Below are 18,709 nucleotides of genomic sequence, written 5' to 3' on the forward strand. Positions count from 1 at the left end.
ATCGTTCATGTTGGGTTAGTGCGATTCCTAGGTCGCGCTTCGCTATCGCTTAAAATCCATTTTTTTGTGCTTCCTTAACTGCGATTAATTGCGATCTCATGGGTAAGCGATAGCGAAGCGCTGCTGCAAGCAGTTCGCTTGTGCTAAAGTAGTTCTCAAGTTAATTCAAGATTGTGATGAGCCTGAGAAAGATATTGAAACAATTCTTAATAAAACTACCTTTGACTAATCTCGAATACCAAGTCAGATCTGTAAAAACACACATCAAACGCAAGAAAAAAGTTCATGTGTCCTAGTATTAACGGTGCATACTTATCTTGTGTCCAAGCAAAAGCCAAATCCACAGCAGGAAATTGTTCAACAGTGGCTTTCACAACTAATGCACGAGCTTCAAATCTAGCTAAATTACCGCCTAATGGCAAAGACAACCTTTGATTTTCCCAGACTGCGCCTAATGCTAATCCCATTTCATAAGGCAAGACATTAACACTAGAACCAGTATCCAACAGTCCCGAAACATTCAAAGATTGATTTTGATACGTTAATGTCAGTGGTAAATAAGGAAGTGTACTTAATGCTCCAAGACTGGGATCTACCTCAGTGAAGGCAAATCTTACTTTATTAACCATGAGTCAATTCTTGTGTCTCTTTTAATGCTTGAGCTAAAATGGCAGCAGCCTCAAAAGAGTCATGTAAACCTTGTCTATGGACATCATCTTGAATAGACATCGGTACAATACCAGACTCCCTGAGCAACTCAGCTACAAGGAAATTAAGTAATAAAAGCTTATCGGAGTGAGATAATTGCCTAAGTATGGGAGCGAACTGAGTGGTTGTTAGCATAAGTTCAACGACAGATACAGATTCTAGTTTTTTGCACTCTGTCTCATTGTAACACTCTCTTAGGGGCAAATTTTCTTGTGCTTCCTTAACTGGGATTAACTGCGATAGCGTAAGCGCTGACTTGTCAGTTCGCTAATATTGGGTTAGTGCGATAGCGAAGCGCCCCGCAGGAATCGCTCAAAATCCATTTTCTTGATCAACCAGGAGGAAATTTAACTTAAATAGAAATATGGGGACTTGATTAACTGATGTAAAAAACAAAGGAGGCTTTATGAAAGCTGTTGAGTTAGTAGGGACAGTAAACACAAATGGGCAGATTAATTTAGACCAAGCATTAACATTTCCTTACGGCAGTCGTGTTAAGGTTATTGTCTTATTACCTGAGTTGATTGATCAGGTAGACGGTGATCAGGAGATATTCCAACCAATAAGCCTAAACGACCCTAAACTAATTAATACATTAAAAATGCGGACTTTGATTGAGACAAGCTTAACTGATATGGCAAATGATCCAGAGATCCAAAGAGAGATAGGTCTAATTAATGCTGAGTTTGAAATCTCTGAACTGGATGGAATAGAAAGGTTATGAGCGTTCAGCGATCTGAAATTTACTTCGTCAATCTTATCCAGTTCAAGGTAGAGAACAAGCAGGAGAGCGTCCTGTTTTAGTGCTTTCTGTAGATGCTATTAATCAATTACCATTAGTTGTTACAGTAGTTGTTGGTACAAAAGGAACAAATATCACCAAAAACTATCCAACAAATGTGAGGTGTCTACCTGAAGAAACTAGATTATTAATCGAGACAGTATTTCTTTGCTTTCAAATTCGTTCACTTGATTTAAAGCGTTTTCCTAGCCAGCCTTCTGGCAAACTCTCAGATGCTAAAATGCAGGACATAGAAACCGTAGTTCGCTATTGTTTGGGACTTTAGTCTCGTTTCAACAGCAGTCTGTGAGGTACAGTCTAACGGGGCTGTTAAACATCTTTGAGAAAAGCGATCAAAGCGATCGCTCAAAATCCATTGTCTTGTGCTTCCTTAACTTCGATTAATTGCGATCTCATGGGTAAGCGATTCCTACGGAGCGCTTCGCTATCGCTCAAAATCCATTTCCTTGTGCTTCCTTAACTGCGATTAATTGTGATCTCATGGGTAAGCGATCGCGAAGCGCTGCTGCAAGCAGATCGCCGATCTTGTATTTACCGTCTTGATTATCAAGTGATAGAATAAAAAAAGGAATAACAACTACTCACCCCAAGAACATCTTTTAGACTGCACAGTATCAGAAGAGAAAAAATAATGGCTGAACTCAAACTAAGATCAAAAGATCCAGATTCCCTCAGACGAATTATTGAAAGTGCTTTATCAGAAAGATTACAAAGTGTAATAGCAGGAATAAAAAGAACAGAAGAACGAATTATAGAATTGGAAACCAAGTATCAATTATCAACAAAGGAATTTATAACCCGTTTTAATAATGATGAATTATCCCATAATTTTGATTTTGATGAATGGATTGGCGAATCTCGAATGTTGACACATTTACAACAAATGAAAGAGTCTATAGAGGAGATTGATTTTGTTAATTGAAAATTATTTTCAACAGATTCAGCTTTTAATTGAATCTTCAGAAATTGTCAAAATATTCAAGATTGAAAGTGAAAAAAGAGGAATATATGAAGGATTGATCAAAGGAAAAATTGATTTTGAAGATAATTCTTTGCTGCATTTACGAGAATTTGTCTATGTTGAAATCTCCATAGATCGAAAAATGTATAGTTATCAATATATGGATTCAGAAAATAAACTAATTTTTCGTTATGACAATACTGAACATCATCGAAAATTAAATCTCCCTACTTTTCCTCATCATAAACATGATGGAAGTGAGGATAATGTGATTAAATCAGATGCTCCTTTTTTAAATGAGGTACTCAATGAGGTTAAAAAAATATTAGGATAGTGCGATAGTGAATAGTGAAGCGCGACATAGGAATCGCTCAATATCCATTTCCTTGTGCTTCCTTAACTGGGATTAACTGCGATAGCGAAGCGCTGACTTGTCAGTTCGCTAATATTGGGGAAATGCGATAGCGAAGCGCGACCTAGGAATCGCTTAAAATCCATTGTCTTGTGCTTCCTTAACTGTGATTAAGTGCGATAGCGTAAGCGCTGACTTGTCAGTTCGCTAATATTGAGTTAATGCGATCGCTCTTACGTTTCCTTAACTGGGATTAACTGCGATCTCATGGGTAAGCGATTCCTAGGTCGCGCTTCGCGATCGCTAGTTGTGGTTTGAGTGCGATCGCTCTACTTCCTTTTTTTGTACTTCCTTAAATATTATTAAATGCGATCGCTAATATTGAATTAATGCGATAGCGAAGCGCTCCGTAGGAATCGCTCAATATCCAAACAAATCAATAATAAAGATGTGTGCAGAGTGTGTTTTATATTCAGTGGCAGGGTAAAAATTAGAATTGCTCCTCTATGCAAAGCTATAATGTGATTGAAGTCAAAAAACTATAATCAGATATGTCAACCATTGAACAAATTGAAGCAGCTATTTTAACGCTTACACCAGAACAATTTCAGCGACTTAGGCAATGGATCTTAGACGTAGACTACCAACATTGGGACGAGCAACTAGAACAAGACATCGCAGACGGCAAATTGGAGGCTTTAGCAGAAGAAGCGATAGCGAAGCGCGACCTAGGAATCGCTGAGTTTAAAGCGGGACATTGCCGAGAACTCTGATGCACTACACAACGCGAAGATTTTGGAAATGCTATGACGAGTTATCCCCTCAAGTTCAGGAAACAGCAGATCAGTGTTACGAACTTTTGAAAGCTGATCCATTTCATCCATCATTACACTTCAAGAAGATTGGTAAAAAATACTGGTCAGTTCGAGCAGGATTAGACTATCGGGCTTTAGGAGTTGAGGTAGAAAGCGGTATTTCTTGGTTTTGGATTCCTACGGAGCGCTTCGCTATCGGAACTCACGCAGAATATGACAAGCTCATTGGTAAGCTTTAACCAGCAGGCCAGCCGATTTTGTAGGGTGCGTTAATAGAATGTAAAGCACCTTATAACTTCACCGTTGAACATCTTTGAGAAAAGCAATATCGCTCAAAATCCATTGTCTTGTGCTTCCTTAACTGTGATTAATTGCGATAGCGTAAGCGCTGACTTGTCAGTTCGCTAATATTGGGTTAGTGCGATAGCGAAGCGCTCCGTAGGAATCGCTCAAAATCCATTGTCTTGTACTTCTTTAACTGGATTAACTGCGATCGCTCTTGAGGCTTATTGAACTCTCACATATCAATTTAGGATTGCTATACTAGCTTTTTGGAGATGTCTATTGTTCCATTGGGAGTTTTATAGAAAATTCCGTTTAATACACTAAATATGGATGTTATACGGAAAAATTATGTATTACAATACAATAGCGACATGAAAAAGAAGTGTGAAAGGTAGTTGAGCATTCATTTCATTACCCGCTAGTTATACTTGGAAAATCATACTTAGCCTGAGTCATATGGAAAACCTTGAAGAAAAAATAGCCTTGCTCGAACAAGCAGTTTCAGATGAGAGAAGAAGACTTTCGTCAGATAGGCTCGACATTTCTTTTGGAGAGTTGATCAACCTATACAAAAATGATGAATTAATAATTAGACCAGAGTATCAAAGGTTGTTTCGATGGTCAGAAACACAAAAAACTGCACTTATAGAATCCATTCTACTCTCGATTCCAATTCCTCCAATATTCGTAGCTGAAGATAAAAATGGTGTATGGGAGTTAGTTGATGGATTGCAACGTGTTTCTACTTTTATAAGTTTCTTTGGTGAGCTAAAAGGTGATGGATGGGAAATCAATCATCCAGAAGAGGATGTTAACTCATCAGTGGAAGAGAGAGAAGAAATTGAAGAAGAAAACGGGGAAGAAACTGAAGAGGGAAAAACTATAAATAAATGGATTTTGCAAGAAGGAGGATTAGTTAACAGCTTACAAGGTTTTAATGTTGATACTCTTCCAACTAATTTAAAAATAAATCTAAAAAGGGCTGTTTGTAGAGTCGAAATTTTGAGAGGGGAAAGCAGCACTTCTATGAAATATGAGTTGTTCAAACGACTCAACTCTGGAGGTTCAAAATTAACTCCACAGGAAATAAGAAATGCAATTTATCGAGGAGTAGATCCTCGGCTTAATGAGCTTTTACTAAAAATTAGTCAAAACGAGGTTTTCAAAACACTTACCCAATTAAGTCGTGGCAAACTTAATGAATTATATGATCAAGAACTAGTTCTTAGGTTTTTCGCTTTCTATCAAAATGCTGAAAACGTAAATGAAAACATGGAGAAATTCTTAAATAAATTTATGGAGGAAACCGTCAAAAATGCTGATTTTGACTACAATAATTATGAATTTCTTATCATAAGAGTCTTAGAATTAATTAACCAAATAGGAGATAATAAGATATTCAGAAACGAGGGTAACTTATTTGTTCCAGCTTATTTTGAAGGCATATTAATCGGAGTTGCTCAAAATATTGATAAATACGCTGAAGACATTGAACTTTTAAAATCAAAAATAACACAATTGAAAAGTGATACAGATTTCAAGAGATATTCTGGTACTGCTTCTAATAGCAGAAGCCGGATTAGAAATCGTCTTAAAAGAGCAGATGAGATTTTTCAATAAACTTAGCAATCAATTATGCATGATTTTGATATAGCATTGCAAGAAATTATTGAGGAGCGAGTATCTGTTCTTTTTGAAATTGAGAGAGCAATTTTCACGAAAAGATACTCTTTATCTTCAAGACATAAAGATATTTTCTCAACCCAATCAATAGCGATGATTTATTCCTAAGATTACGCAATTCTGTAGCTCATGGAGGTGATTTAGTTTCCCCTGATAGGATTGATCAGGCAGTCTATACCAGATTCAAGAAATTGCTGACAGATTTAATGTACGAAATCCGATTGAAGATGTTGTACGGTCTTGAACATCAAACATTCTTAAAGTTACGGCAAAATAGTTTAACAAATGACTAGTAATCTTTTTAAATTAAAAGAGTTCCTTTCCATATTTCTAGTGCGATCGCGCGATCCCTGCTGCAAGCAATTCGCTCAATATCCATTTTCTTATGTTTCCTTAACTACTATTAACTGCGATAGCGTAAGCGCTGACTTGTCAGTTCGCTGATATTGGGGAAATGCGATAGCGAAGCGCTCCGTAGGAATCGCTCAATATCCAAATAAATCAATACTTATATACTCAAGCCAAGCTGTAAATATTCTAACTTTTATACTAAAAATTACGTATTTATATTGAGAAAAAACCGGGTTTATATTTCAATAAAAAGAAAAAATTATACTTAACTATTTGCCTTTAACTTCCTGAACAGCGATTAAGGGAAAAATTAGGTAACGTCTGAAAACACCAAATAACTAAAATAAATGGACTTATGATATGGATGGGGTGGATTTATGGCCTCATTTAAGGAAAAACCAGGGAATAATTAAATCTAATCTGAATAATCCTGACTATATAAGCAATTCCCTAATTTATTGCCATATAACTGCTGTGCGGCCATTGTCCACCTAATAAAGCGTAGATTTCTACAGGCTTACTGGAAATTGTAATGCCGATTTCATAGGATTTACCTGTGAAGGCAGCAAAACGCCGACAAGCCTCATCATAAAAATGACTCCGGCGATAATTTTTATTAGTTAAATCAATGGCAAACAAGCCATAAAAGTAGCGGGGAATACTTTGGATTGTTTCGACAATTTGACCTAAGTTTCTCGCTAAAATTGCATTTCTAGGAACTTCTGTTCCCCAAGCTGTATCCAACGCCCAAGAGGCAGAACTCAGGTGAGAACCGCCACAAATTCCACAAATTCTAGGAGTAACAATTAAGCCGGCTTGAGGGTCTTTTCCGCGTAAAATTATTTCAAAGCCGCGAAAAAGTTCAGCGTGAGTCCAAGCGTTTGTGACATATCCATTTTCGATTTCGACACGCACATCTAAATCACCCTCGACTCTACCGACAGGTGAAATATCTAAGGTTTGAATTGGCATATTTGTCCTTTGTTAGTTGTCATTAGAATTTTTGTTTCGCGCAAAGACGCAAAGGGGCAAAGGCGCAAAGAATATAATTGTGGCAATAATTCTCTTAACCACTGACTAATGACTAAGTGGGTGAACACAATAGAACCAATCTGTGTAAAGAAAAGTAAAATCCCCCAAACCCTCTTCACTATTGCCTATTGCCTCTTACCTTGCCATAAGGACGATTTTCAATGCTAACCTACTTACTGACCAATGACTAAACTGTAAAAAAGTCTTCGTCTGCCCATTTTGGGGCTGTGTTTTTGGCAACAACGGTGAGGACGGCGTAATCTTTGTGGTTGACTCCAGGGGGTATTTCTTTGGGTACTCCCATGACGGTTTGGGTTTTAAAGACTGTTCCGGGTTTGAGGTCGAAAAAGGGAAATTCGGGTTCTGTGCAGCCTAAACAGGGCATTCCGGCGCGGGTTTTGGAGGAGACGCGATTCCAGAGAATGCGGTTACAGGAGGCATGAGTCATGGGACCACGACAACCTAAGTCGTAAAATAGACAACCTTTGCGTTGTCCAAATTCGGTGGTTGTGGCTTTGTATGCAAAGTGAATGTTGCGGGTACAACCGGTTTCGGCGTAGGTGTTGAAGAAGGTTTGGGGACGGTGCAGTTCATCAAGAACTATATCATCAATTCGTCCAGTGGCGATCGCTACTAATATCTGCGTTATCCAGTCGGGGTGTGCGGGACAACCAGGAATATTAATTATCGGTAAGCCGGCTTGACTGACAAAATCTTTACCTAAAAAACCGCCTTCTTCCCGTTTGAGAAATTGCAGTCCTTTGGAGTCGCTGGGGTTGGGTGACATAGCGGGAATTCCTCCCCAACTTGCACAGTCTCCCACAGCGACAATAAATTTCGCAACTTTGGCTAAATCGTTTAACCAATCTTTCATGGGACGGTCGGCAAATCGGTTCCATTCTCCTGTACCATTAGGGGCGTTAACTACGCTACCTTCAAATACCAAAATATCTACAGGAATTTTACCAGAAATACAGTCCCATAAAAGGGTTTTGACGTTTTCACCTAATTCTACACCCAAGGAAGGATGCCAAAGTATTTTCATCCCAAAATCAGCAATTAAATCACAAGCTGTTGGTTCTTCGGCATTCAGAAACGACATGGTGTCACCCGAACAAGCACCACCTTGTAACCAGAGTACATTAGTCATTAGCTATGTCTTTTTATATATGTTGACAATGCACAATTAAAGAAGTTCTGTAGGGGTATAATTCCCCTTTTGAGAGGATTTACTTGTAGAGAATGACCTATTGATCAATATTTATTATTTTAAATCAAGGTGTTATTTAAAGCAATTAATTTTTTGGAAATAAAAATTAAGAATTAGCATAATTGGATGTTATGGTCGGAAAAGTAGTGAGGGCAAAATCATAGATATCGAAATTAATCAACGGTATCTGATAGTATTTCCCCAACTTTTAAAGTTTTTCCTGCTACTGTTACTTGATCATCATCTCCTAATTTTCGTCCTCTGCGCGTTTCCACTACACCATTAACTTTAACCTCACCATCAACAATCATCCATTTAGCTTGACCTCCGGTAGAGGTGATACCGGAAAACTTTAAAAACTGGTCGAGTTTAATCATTTGCTTTTACCCACTACTTAAAAAGTATTATTTATAGCAATATATCAGAATTTAGGATTTTGGCAACAATTTAAATTCTTGCAAAGCCGGTAAGAAGTTTTTATTTTCATGGCTAGGACGACTCAGTTTAATCAAGGCAAAACGCTGTAAAATAGTTAAGCTTGCCCATGCCTCAGTTGTGATAATCACACCTATTTCCTGGGCTTTTTCCTGAATACTGCTGGGAATAGCGGTATTATCCATCCATGCTGGATGAGTTTCAATGGGTAATTCGGCTACTGGTTTACCAGTGAGTTGCAATACCAACTCTTGAATATAATGTCTGTAATCATGAATTTGACCATCTGTATCGCAAGGTAATATCGCTAAATTTTGACGTGATTCTTGATTCATCTGATTCCATTCTGCTAATTTTAGCTTAATACCGCAAGTGTCTAATTTATAGCGCACTTGCATAGGAATACAACGCCAGGAATTAACAAAATCTGCTTCAAATTCAAAAAAAATTGTCATAAAATTGATAATATTTATAAATTATAGATTTATATAATTATTGTAACCGATTTATGAGAAAATACAGTTAATTTTTATTAAATAGAATCCAAATATTATGAATATTGATTTAAAGCGTGATGTTACTACTATTGTTTTAGCAGGTGGTAAAAGCACTCGCATGGGTAGAGATAAAGCCTTAATTCCTATTCGAGGTGTACCCATGTTGCAATTAATTTGTACTATTGCTGAAGCTTGCACTGATAAAGTTTATATAGTAACTCCCTGGCCAGAACGTTATCAAGAATTACTCACATCTAAAAGTCAATTTATTCGAGAAGTTCCTTTATCTGGGGAAACTGGAAATGAACCCCGCACCCATGGACCCCTTGTAGGTTTTATGCAAGGTTTAGCAGCAGTAGAAACAAATTGGGTACTTTTATTGGCTTGTGATTTACCAAATTTGCGGCTAGAAATATTACAAGATTGGATATCTAAATTAGATACAATTCCCGAAAATAAAATGGCGGCTTTGGTCCAAAATAATCAAATCTGGCAACCTTTATGTGGTTTTTATCGCCGTCGTTGTTTACCGGAATTAAGTCAGTATGTTGAACAAGGTGGACGTTCTTTTCAACAGTGGTTAAAATCTTATTCTGTAGAAGTATTACCTTTGGAAGATTCACAAATGTTATTTAATTTTAACAAGAATATCCCCGAATAATAAAGCACCACTGCCTAGTACACTGGCAACAGTGAGTCCGGTTAAAAGGGCAATTTTCTGCAAATTCATAATAATACTCTGAAAAACAAGGTAAATTTGAGAGCAGCAAGCTTGAATGAAAGCTACAGTCAAAAAAAATTATTATTGAAAATAGTAACATTATATAGTAGGATTGGTCAAGTAATTTTACTGCATGGCTATAGTCTATTACCTTTATGTAATCTCCTTGATTATACTCAAGATGGCTGAATCCTTGGCTTCTATACAGGTAGGGATTTAGCAATGCTAAACCCCTACACATCTGGATTTTTCGTAATCTTGTAAAAATTCAAATCTCAGCCGTCATGAGGATAAATTCCAGTAAATTGCAGGTAAATGAGGTACAAATCTTAATCACAAAGCCTTGCACTTAGAGGGCTTTACCGCTGATAGCTGCTGTAATTATAAACTTTGCATTGAAAAGGAAGACTAGCATCAATGAATTTTAGAGGTATCAAAAAAGGTATTAATTACTTTATTTTCTCTTCTGTCAAGAACTTCAGGGCATTTTTCGGTCGAGTTAACTGGGAAGGTCTTTTATCAAATACTAGTGACTTGACTGGTCTATTACCGATTATTGGCTATGGAATTGTGATGATGTCATTCATAGATTTTATCTATGTGATTGTCCCACCTCAACTCCAAAACCCTGAATGGGAACTCAATGCCATTAGTCTCTTCACTGAGCATAGTTGGATTTTTTTGATTGGCTTAGGGTTTATTTTTACTCGTTACTTTCGTGAAAATAAAAATGATATGCGCTTCCTAGAAATTGTTTTTTTGAGATTTATCCGCTGGGTGATTCTGCTCATGGGAATCGCCTTTTTTGCCTTAATTCCCCTGACTTTATTAGATACGCAACGAGTCCTAAAAGTGGTCAATGATCAAATCACCCAACAGAAAAATAACAGTGTTGAACAAATAACCCAAATCGAAAAGCGTCTTGCTTCAGGGGTTAGCGCAGAACAGATCAAGCTGTTCGCTAAAAATATCAACATGAGTCCAGATGACTTAAATTTACCAACTCCTCAGCTTAAAAATACAATTCAAAAAAACTTAGCCAGTGCAAAAAAGAGAGTCTCCCAAGAAGCAGCCAAAAACCAGCAAGAGCAGTGGAAGAATAGATGGAAAAGTAGCTTGAGAACAGTTATTGCTCTCCTAATTATTGGTGTTACCTTTGTGATTGTTTGGCTTCAAATAGGACGGGCTTGTATTTAGAATGTTGAAAACGATATTAGCAATGACAGGTAAAATGGAAAAGTTTAGGGAAGTTAATTTTCTGAATTATACTTTCCTCATTCTATTTATTTTTGGGTTAGTAACTTCAACTCACCTAACACTCCACTGGCGAGTTGAACAAAATCTTAATGACTCGTTTTTCCAACTATTGTTATATGCAAGTGTCATATTCCACATTTACGAGAGACGGAATAACCTTGTTTTTGCGAGCCAGTTTCCTGCTAATTTTGTTGGTTGTTGTTTAATTATTATTCCCTACATCAATGCGAAATTTTCAGTTCAAGAAATCTCTATTTTTTGGTACTGTCTCCCTTTGGTTAGTGCTATTGGGTTGGCTTTATTAGCATCAGGATTTCCAGGAATTAAACAATTTAAGCGAGAATTAGCAGTAATTGCGATATTTCCCTTAATTTTCGTCTTTGTCAAATTATTGGGAATGCTGATTCGGATTACGGTAATCTCCGCCAAACTTACTTCTTATCTTTTATGGTACTTGGGCTTTAATTCCGCTACTCAAGGCTCTCTTGTTTCTGTTAATAATGGGGTAATTGATATTTTATCAGAATGCACGGCGATACCACTTCTAATCATCCTATTAAAATTTTCTTTCGTGCTGGCCATTCTTTTTCCCTCTTATCTGAAAAATATTTATTTGCCTTTTATTCTTTCAGTGCTTATTAGTGTTATTTTGTCCGTGATCCGATTGGTTGTTATAGCGCTAGTGGTGACAGATAAACCTGCATTTAGTTATTGGCATGGTTCTCAAGGTGGTGATATTTTTGCTTTACTTTCGTTCCTATCCTTTGGGGCGGTGATTCTTTTCCTATCACCCAGTCAAATTCCATCGTCACTGACAAAAGCCCCCCCTCAAAAGTCTCAGCCAGTATCCTGGTTAATTGTACTAACAGGTATCGGTTTGATCATCATTTTATTTAATTTTTGTATCCATCCCAACGCGGGCTTGAGTCAAACCGCCGTCTATCGTTTTCCGTCACAAATTCCTCTCCCTGGTTGGCAATTCACGGCTAGTGAACCTCTATCTTTATCGTCAAAGCAACTAGCCCAGGAGAATAATCGTCCTCTACTAAACACAGATATCGAAACCGATAAGACGAAGGATATCTTGTCAGGACAAATTTATCATTACCAAAAAGCCGGTCAGGGCTTAACTGCTAACTTTTACTATGTCCCTTCTAGCTTAGGTGATGTCAAGGACTACTATCAGCAATTTAGTTATCTACCTAATTTACCTAAGCTGATAAAGCCCGTTGAAAAAGTGAACCTCAAAGGTGATCATTTAGAGTTTTTTGATCAACAAAACCGCTATTTGACAGCCTGCATTAATTCTCTGGGAAAAAGTACAGTGACAGTATCTCAATTCGCTGCCCATTTTTATCGTCCTTACCTAAATCCCTCTCAATGGTTGAATCTATTTAACGGTAAACAAACTCTCCGTGACCGTCGCTGTATCTGGGGGCAACTTTCGTTAACTAAGGCTGATACTAGTGATGTTGAATTAGAAACTGCTTGGCAGGCTTTATTATCTTATTGGCAGGATAATTTTCCTAAGTTGAAACTCTAGTAATTAGACATCTCCAAAAATTAAATATGCGTGACCTGTAGAGACGTTCCATGGAACGTCTCTACAATCTTTACGGGAGATGTCTATTACCCATATATGAGTGGGTTTTTTATTCTGGTTTTAATTTTATGCCAATTTTGACAACTGTTAGATAAATCACGAAGTTGAGGATAGAAAGGAAACTCCTTTTATTGGTAAATTCACTCTAGATTTTTATAACCCAATTGTTTTATATTGGAGAGTATTAATGTTATTGCCTTCTCATGTAGTTCACCTCCAAATGAGAGCGTAGCCTGGCGTAAGCCGTATTCACAAGTCTAATAGCCAAATTAGCTCGCCTCCGAATTCATTCGGAGTCTCATAGCGAAAGTTGTCTAAAGACGACTAAAAGAAAATTCTAGTCCGTTTTAACGGAATTTAGTTATTAGCCCTGATAGCGAAGCGTGGCGTAAGCCATACTAAAGTTCAGGGTGGGGGGTTATATCTAGAACGAAATTGGGGAATCTGTATCAACTCGAAAACTGCGTAAATCGGCTTAGTTAATAACCCTAATATATGGGTGATCATAACTCCATTCCCCAGGCAAATTTATGACTTCTAGTATTACAGATTCATTTGTGAAAGCTGCTATTGCGTCCATATCTTCAGAGTCAGCAACAACAGCCGAAAAAATCCAAATGCTGATAGAAATAGCACAAGGTTTTCAGAAAAAGCCGAAAACAGCCCAAGATTTACACAATGCAATTGGGCTATTTGACCGCGCTTATCAAATGTGTGGGGATGACTATGTTTTACTGAAAGCACGGGCTAAGGTGGGCATGGCAGGGTCATTACAGATGATTCCTGATGGGGGTTCTCAATTTTTGCAACAAGCACGGGCAGATTATCAGGAAGCTTTGCCGATTTTACAACAATTGGCAACGGCGGAGGAAGTAGCCGCAGTGCAGATGAATTTGGGGTTAGTTTTCCAATCTTTAGTTCCCTATAATTTAGCCCAGATAACTGAGAGTATTCATGCTTATCATGAGGCTTTGCGGGTGTTTACTTGGGAAGATTACCCCCAGGAATATGCGATTTTACATAATAACATAGCGATCGCTTATCTTTCCATGCCCATGTCGTCGGCACAGGAATCTTTGCGTCAAGGTTTAGCGGTTCAGTCTTTTGAAATTGCCCTCAAACATATTAACTTAATTGACCATCCTAGAGAATATGCAATGTTGCAAAATAATTTAGGAAATGCTTTACAATATTTAGTAAGTTCTCATCCTATCGAAAATAATTTACGGGCTGTTTTAGCTTACAATGAAGCTTTAAAAGTGCGTAATTTGCAAGATACACCGTTAGAATATGCCAATACAATTTCTAACAAAGCTAACCTTCTCTTCAACTTACCTGACGACCCCGAAAAACCAGAATTAGGGAATCCCCAAAATCTCTTAAAAGCAGAAGAATACTATCAAGAAGCTTGGCGAATATTTACAGAACATCAGCAATTAGAACAAGCCGAAATAGTAGCCAAAGCCCTCCAAGATTTAACTGCGGAAATTCAAGCATTTTCATTAAATTAAACCCTAAATAGGAGAATATCTATGTTTGAATTAGTAAATGATCCAGTATTTCTCAAATTTCTGCATAGTTTAAATACAGAATTAAATCTCACTACAGGATTTACTTGGTTAATCATTGCTGTGATTTTATCAATGATTGGTGGTGCAATAGGAGGAATTATCCTTGCGGGTAAAGATATCGGATACCAATTTGCAGCCATAATTGGTAGTTTATTTGCACCAGCAGGGGTAATTCCTGCGGTAATTTTAGGGTTATTTGTCCTGAATTTATTAGCCAATCATTAGGAGCATATATGTTAGCATTAACTTGGTTTTCTATGCAGTTATTTTTCAAGGGTAAACTATTCCGTGACCCTATATATTTTCTGCGTCAAATTATTATTGCTAGTGGTATTGGTACGGTTATATTAGTATTATTAGCACAAGCGTCAATTCCTCTTTGTATTCCCGTTACTGTGGCTAGTTTGACGACAGGTGCAATTATGCCTTTTTTGTTGCAAGATTTTAGAATGAAATGATTTACAGTAGGTTGGGTTGACCCCAGGAAACCCAACATAATCATAATGTAAATTCACATTTGGGTTTTCCGATAAACAAGTAGGTTGGTTTGACCCCAGGAAACCCAACATGATCATAACATAAATTCACATTTGGGTTTTCCAATAAACAAGTAGGTTACAACATTTTCAGGAATTTGTTGGGTTTCGCTGTCGCTTAACCCAACCTACAAATATCTTACGATTATATGCTATTATGAAAAGAAGATTAATAAATAATTTCCAGGGATTATGTCTGATTTTAATAACTACATCCAAGATTTACAAGAAAATATTAAACGCGGTGGAGAACGCAGTCATTACCCCAGCCTACAACGTCTAATTGAGGGTTTAATGATTGGTGTTAATGCCAGAATTGAAGAAAAAGGCAACCAAGCAGGAATCCCTGATTTAACTATCAGAAAAAATGATCGAATTTTGGGATATATAGAAGCTAAGGATATTAATATTGACTTAAGTAAAATTGGAAAAACTCCACAACTTAAACGTTATTTAGAATCAAATATTGGTTATAACTTGATTTTAACTAATTATCTAGAATTTCATTGGTATGTCGACGGAGAATGTGAAAAAACTGCTAAACTAGCTGATTTAGAACAAGGTGAAATTATTCTGGTTAATGATTTACAACCTATTACAGAATTACTCCAATCATTTCTGAATCAAAAAGCCAAAGATATTAATAACTATTATGATTTGGCTAAAGAAATGGCAGCTTATACTAAAACCATTAGAAACGCAATTCAATCATCTTTAGAAATAGAAACAACTACAGAAGAATTAAATCAATTAAAATCAACATTTAAGAAATTACTACTTTTAGATATAGATAATGATAAATTTGCAGATATGTATGCCCAAACTATTGCTTATGGGCTATTTACTGCGAAAATTGGTCATGCACAAAACCCTGGACAATTTGCATTTAATCGCACAACCGCAAGTATTTATATTACTGATAGAATCCCTTTTTTGAAAGGGTTATTTGATTTGGTTTTAGGAACTGATAGCGTTAGTAAAATTCACAAATCAATCGAAAATTTAATAGACTTATTTAACACAATAGACATGACCAATATTTTAGAAAATTTTGGTCAGGAAACCCGCACGGAAGACCCAGTTATTCACTTTTATGAAACATTTTTAGCTGCTTATGAATCTTCATTAAGGAAAAGTAGAGGAGTTTATTATACTCCTGAACCTGTAGTTAATTTTATTGTTCGTTCTGTTGATGATATTTTAGATAAAGTCTTTGATTTAGAATATGGTTTAGGAAATCGCAAAGTCACAATTCTTGACCCCGCAACTGGAACAGGAACATTTTTATATGCAGTTATTAAACAAATTCGTGATAATGTTGCTAAATTTGATATCCGTCAATGGAATAATTTTTTAAGAGGTGCAAGACTTTTAAACCGTCTATTTGGATTTGAATTATTAATGACTCCTTATACTATAGCGCATTTAAAGTTAGGTTTATTATTAGGAGATTTAGGTTATAAATTTGTACCAGAAGAAAGATTAAAAGTTTATTTAACCAATGCGTTAGAAGCAGGAATCAAAGAAGGTGATTTAATTCCTGGTATTACTCAAATTATTGCGGAAGAATCCAGTCAAGCAGGAAAAGTAAAAACGGAAATTCCCGTAATGGTGGTATTAGGAAATCCTCCTTATTCTGTCAGTTCTCAAAATGCTAGTAAACGCAAAAGAGTTTTAAATCAAGATGAAAGATATTTAGCAGATATTGAATATACTGGTTCAGCTTGGAATCGGATTTATAAAACAGGAAAAGCGGGGAAAACCATTACGGAATTAACCCATATTGGGGAACTTTTAGAATTATATAAAGGTAGAGTCAGATTAGAAAAAGAAAAGAATATTCAACCTTTAGATGATGATTATATTAAATTTATTCGTTTTGCTCAATATCAAATTCAAAAAACACCTAAAGGTTATGGTATTATTGGTTTTATTACTAATCATTCCTATCTCAATGGTTTAATTCATCGAGGTATGAGAGAAGAATTATTAAAGTATTTTGATACTTTATATATCATGGATTTACATGGTAATTCTTTATTAAAAGAAACCACACCAGAGGGAAATGTTGATCAAAATGTTTTTGATATTCAACAAGGTGTAGCGATTTTAATTGCTGTGCGCGAAAAAAGCGAACCTGATTATTTTTCTACGGCTTATAAATCCAGAGATGGAATGAAGGAAATGGCTAAGGTGTTATATTATGATCTGTGGGGAAGTCGTGAGGATAAATATAAGTTTTTAGAATCTGCAAGTTTAGATAATGTTAATTGGATAGAGTTACAACCAACTGAACCTAATTACTTTTTTACAGCTATAAATTATTCTTTGGATATAGAAAAAGAATATAAAAATTCATGGAATCTTCAGGATATATTTTTAGTATATTCTAATGTAATAGAAACAGGAAAAGATGATGTTTTAATTTCTTTTGGTAAAAATGGAATTCAAAAATTTATTGAACAATTATCCAATCCTGATATTTCTGAGAAAAATATAGCTGATATTTATAAAATTGCAGATTCTCCTAACTGGAATTTCTTTAAATCTCGATTATTGATTATCAAAGATGGTATACAAGAACATCTAATTCAACCGATATATTATAGACCATTTGATATAAGATTTACATACTATCATAGTATTCTTAGAAGAATGCAAGAAAAGGTTTTAACAAATTTAACTCAAGATAACCTGGGACTATTAGCAATGCGACAAGTAGCTTCAGGAGATAATCAATATACACATTTTATGGTCTGTAATCAAATAGTTGATAATCGTAGTTTTTTTAGTAATAGAGGAAGACCAAGTGTTTTTCCTCTCTACACATACCCAAATACAGAAAATGATCAAACAAATCTTTTTCTGGAAAAAACTCCCAACCTATCCCCAAAATTCCTAGAAGCTATCAAAGAAAAACTTGGTAAAATACCAACTCCAGAAAAAATATTTTACTATGCTTATGCTATATTTCACAGTCCAACCTATCGTACTAGATACGCTGAATTTCTAAAGATAGATTTTCCGCGTCTTCCCTTAACCAGTAATCAAAAACTCTTTCATGAATTAGCTATCAAAGGAGAAGAATTAGTTAATTTACATTTAATGAAATCTGATAAACTCAATACCTTAATCACAACATACCAAGCAATAGGAGATAATCAAGTTACTGAAGTTACCTATAATTCCGAATTACAAAGAGTTTATATCAATAAACAGAGTTATTTTACCGATATTCCTCCACATATTTGGGAATTTAAAATAGGAGGATATCAAGTATTAGATAAATGGTTAAAAGACCGAAAAAATGCTAATAGAAAATTATCTGTTGAGGAAATTAACCATTATCAAAAAATTGTCATTGCTTTAACAGACACTTTACGATTAATGCAAGAAATTGATAAAATTATTCCAGGTTTCCCCATAGAGTAAAAAAATGTTATAATTAATATGTATTGTCTTGTAAAAACCCAAGCAGTAAAATTACTATAGTCCTTCTATTTGAGGTAAAACTTATGTTACAGCTACAAATTAAATCCGATTCTCCTGACGTTGAAATCGTACAAAACCTGGTTCAGTCAGCCATTGATTCCGAGATTAAAAACTTAAAACGTTCAATAGAAAAAACCAATAAATTACTAATGGAATTTGAAGCAAAATATCAAGTTTCATCAGAGTTTTTTTTCGCCAATTGGACAGCAGAAGACCTTACAGGTGGTGACGAAGAATATGTAAGTTGGGCTGGAGAGATAAAAATTAAAAAAAAATTAACTAATTCTCTACAAAAGTTAGAAGCAATTGAATATGTTATAAATGATTAATATAATTTAATATCAAAAAAATAGAGAATTATAAGTTATTTTATCAAATAAATAAACATCCTGTAAATC

20 protein-coding genes and 1 pseudogene are annotated in these 18,709 nt (G+C 35.8%); 15 read left to right on the forward strand and 6 right to left on the reverse strand.

Features of this window, described 5'->3' with window-relative positions; all coding sequences use genetic code 11:
* Positions 1 to 215: 215 nt before the first annotated feature.
* Positions 216 to 629: a hypothetical protein gene (locus tag ANA_RS07030; protein WP_015079364.1), complete on the reverse strand. Its 414-nt coding sequence runs from the start codon at positions 627 to 629 to the stop codon at positions 216 to 218.
* Complete coding sequence (locus ANA_RS07035; protein ID WP_015079365.1) at positions 622 to 843, reverse strand: hypothetical protein; 222 nt, start codon at positions 841 to 843, stop codon at positions 622 to 624. Before ANA_RS07035 ends, ANA_RS07030 begins: the two co-directional genes overlap by 8 nt.
* Before the next feature lie 271 nt (positions 844 to 1,114).
* On the opposite strand from ANA_RS07035, the gene ANA_RS07040 reads away from it, so the two are divergent.
* The 7 genes from ANA_RS07040 to ANA_RS07070 all read left to right on the forward strand — a co-directional run bounded on the left by ANA_RS07040 (position 1,115) and on the right by ANA_RS07070 (position 5,543).
* Entirely contained in the window at positions 1,115 to 1,432 is a 318-nt protein-coding gene (locus tag ANA_RS07040; RefSeq protein WP_015079366.1) for a hypothetical protein, read from the forward strand.
* A gap of 79 nt (positions 1,433 to 1,511) precedes the next feature.
* Complete coding sequence (locus tag ANA_RS07045) at positions 1,512 to 1,775, forward strand: type II toxin-antitoxin system PemK/MazF family toxin (RefSeq protein WP_015079367.1); 264 nt, start codon at positions 1,512 to 1,514, stop codon at positions 1,773 to 1,775.
* Between the two features lie 366 nt (positions 1,776 to 2,141).
* Positions 2,142 to 2,432, forward strand: coding sequence for a hypothetical protein (locus ANA_RS07050; protein WP_015079369.1), 291 nt, complete (start codon positions 2,142 to 2,144; stop codon positions 2,430 to 2,432).
* The gene (locus tag ANA_RS07055; RefSeq protein WP_015079370.1) at positions 2,422 to 2,805 is read left to right on the forward strand and encodes a toxin-antitoxin system TumE family protein; all 384 of its coding nucleotides are present in this window, start codon (positions 2,422 to 2,424) and stop codon (positions 2,803 to 2,805) included. Before ANA_RS07050 ends, ANA_RS07055 begins: the two co-directional genes overlap by 11 nt.
* A 569-nt stretch (positions 2,806 to 3,374) precedes the next feature.
* Positions 3,375 to 3,596, forward strand: coding sequence for a hypothetical protein (locus ANA_RS07060; RefSeq protein WP_015079372.1), 222 nt, complete (start codon positions 3,375 to 3,377; stop codon positions 3,594 to 3,596).
* The gene (locus tag ANA_RS07065; protein ID WP_015079373.1) at positions 3,596 to 3,877 is read left to right on the forward strand and encodes a hypothetical protein; all 282 of its coding nucleotides are present in this window, start codon (positions 3,596 to 3,598) and stop codon (positions 3,875 to 3,877) included. Before ANA_RS07060 ends, ANA_RS07065 begins: the two co-directional genes overlap by 1 nt.
* A gap of 502 nt (positions 3,878 to 4,379) precedes the next feature.
* Entirely contained in the window at positions 4,380 to 5,543 is a 1,164-nt protein-coding gene (locus ANA_RS07070) for a DUF262 domain-containing protein (RefSeq protein WP_015079374.1), read from the forward strand.
* A gap of 876 nt (positions 5,544 to 6,419) precedes the next feature.
* Here ANA_RS07070 and ANA_RS07075 read toward each other — a convergent pair.
* From ANA_RS07075 to ANA_RS07090, 4 genes and pseudogenes are all read right to left on the reverse strand, one after another.
* Positions 6,420 to 6,929 (reverse strand): annotated as a pseudogene (locus tag ANA_RS07075) (nickel-dependent hydrogenase large subunit); the annotation flags it as partial.
* A gap of 247 nt (positions 6,930 to 7,176) precedes the next feature.
* A complete protein-coding gene (locus tag ANA_RS07080) occupies positions 7,177 to 8,139 on the reverse strand; it encodes a hydrogenase small subunit (protein WP_015079375.1) in 963 nt (320 codons plus the stop codon).
* 233 nt (positions 8,140 to 8,372) lie between these two features.
* Complete coding sequence (locus ANA_RS07085) at positions 8,373 to 8,576, reverse strand: RNA-binding S4 domain-containing protein (RefSeq protein ID WP_015079376.1); 204 nt, start codon at positions 8,574 to 8,576, stop codon at positions 8,373 to 8,375.
* A gap of 51 nt (positions 8,577 to 8,627) precedes the next feature.
* Positions 8,628 to 9,089 (reverse strand): nitrate reductase associated protein, encoded by a 462-nt coding sequence (locus ANA_RS07090; protein WP_015079377.1) that lies wholly within the window; start codon positions 9,087 to 9,089, stop codon positions 8,628 to 8,630.
* Between the two features lie 97 nt (positions 9,090 to 9,186).
* Between ANA_RS07090 and ANA_RS07095 the strand changes: the two genes are divergently transcribed.
* The 8 genes from ANA_RS07095 (at position 9,187) to ANA_RS07130 (ending at position 18,640) form a co-directional block, all read left to right on the forward strand.
* The gene (locus tag ANA_RS07095) at positions 9,187 to 9,792 is read left to right on the forward strand and encodes a molybdenum cofactor guanylyltransferase (RefSeq protein WP_015079378.1); all 606 of its coding nucleotides are present in this window, start codon (positions 9,187 to 9,189) and stop codon (positions 9,790 to 9,792) included.
* 477 nt (positions 9,793 to 10,269) lie between these two features.
* A complete protein-coding gene (locus tag ANA_RS07100; RefSeq protein ID WP_015079379.1) occupies positions 10,270 to 11,049 on the forward strand; it encodes an HpsJ-like protein, cyanoexosortase A-associated in 780 nt (259 codons plus the stop codon).
* Positions 11,050 to 11,083: 34 nt separating this feature from the next.
* Complete coding sequence (locus ANA_RS07105) at positions 11,084 to 12,652, forward strand: archaeosortase/exosortase family protein (RefSeq protein WP_235082018.1); 1,569 nt, start codon at positions 11,084 to 11,086, stop codon at positions 12,650 to 12,652.
* A gap of 590 nt (positions 12,653 to 13,242) precedes the next feature.
* Positions 13,243 to 14,223, forward strand: a complete 981-nt coding sequence (locus ANA_RS07110) for a hypothetical protein (protein WP_015079381.1) — start codon at positions 13,243 to 13,245, stop codon at positions 14,221 to 14,223.
* 21 nt (positions 14,224 to 14,244) lie between these two features.
* Complete coding sequence (locus tag ANA_RS07115) at positions 14,245 to 14,508, forward strand: hypothetical protein (protein WP_015079382.1); 264 nt, start codon at positions 14,245 to 14,247, stop codon at positions 14,506 to 14,508.
* An 8-nt stretch (positions 14,509 to 14,516) separates the two neighbouring features.
* Positions 14,517 to 14,741, forward strand: a complete 225-nt coding sequence (locus ANA_RS07120) for a hypothetical protein (protein ID WP_015079383.1) — start codon at positions 14,517 to 14,519, stop codon at positions 14,739 to 14,741.
* 270 nt (positions 14,742 to 15,011) lie between these two features.
* Entirely contained in the window at positions 15,012 to 18,251 is a 3,240-nt protein-coding gene (locus ANA_RS07125; protein WP_015079384.1) for a type ISP restriction/modification enzyme, read from the forward strand.
* Positions 18,252 to 18,334: 83 nt separating this feature from the next.
* Positions 18,335 to 18,640: a hypothetical protein gene (locus ANA_RS07130; protein ID WP_015079385.1), complete on the forward strand. Its 306-nt coding sequence runs from the start codon at positions 18,335 to 18,337 to the stop codon at positions 18,638 to 18,640.
* The last annotated feature ends 69 nt before the right edge of the window (positions 18,641 to 18,709 follow it).

Source organism: Anabaena sp. 90 (assembly GCF_000312705.1).
GTDB lineage: Bacteria > Cyanobacteriota > Cyanobacteriia > Cyanobacteriales > Nostocaceae > Dolichospermum > Dolichospermum lemmermannii.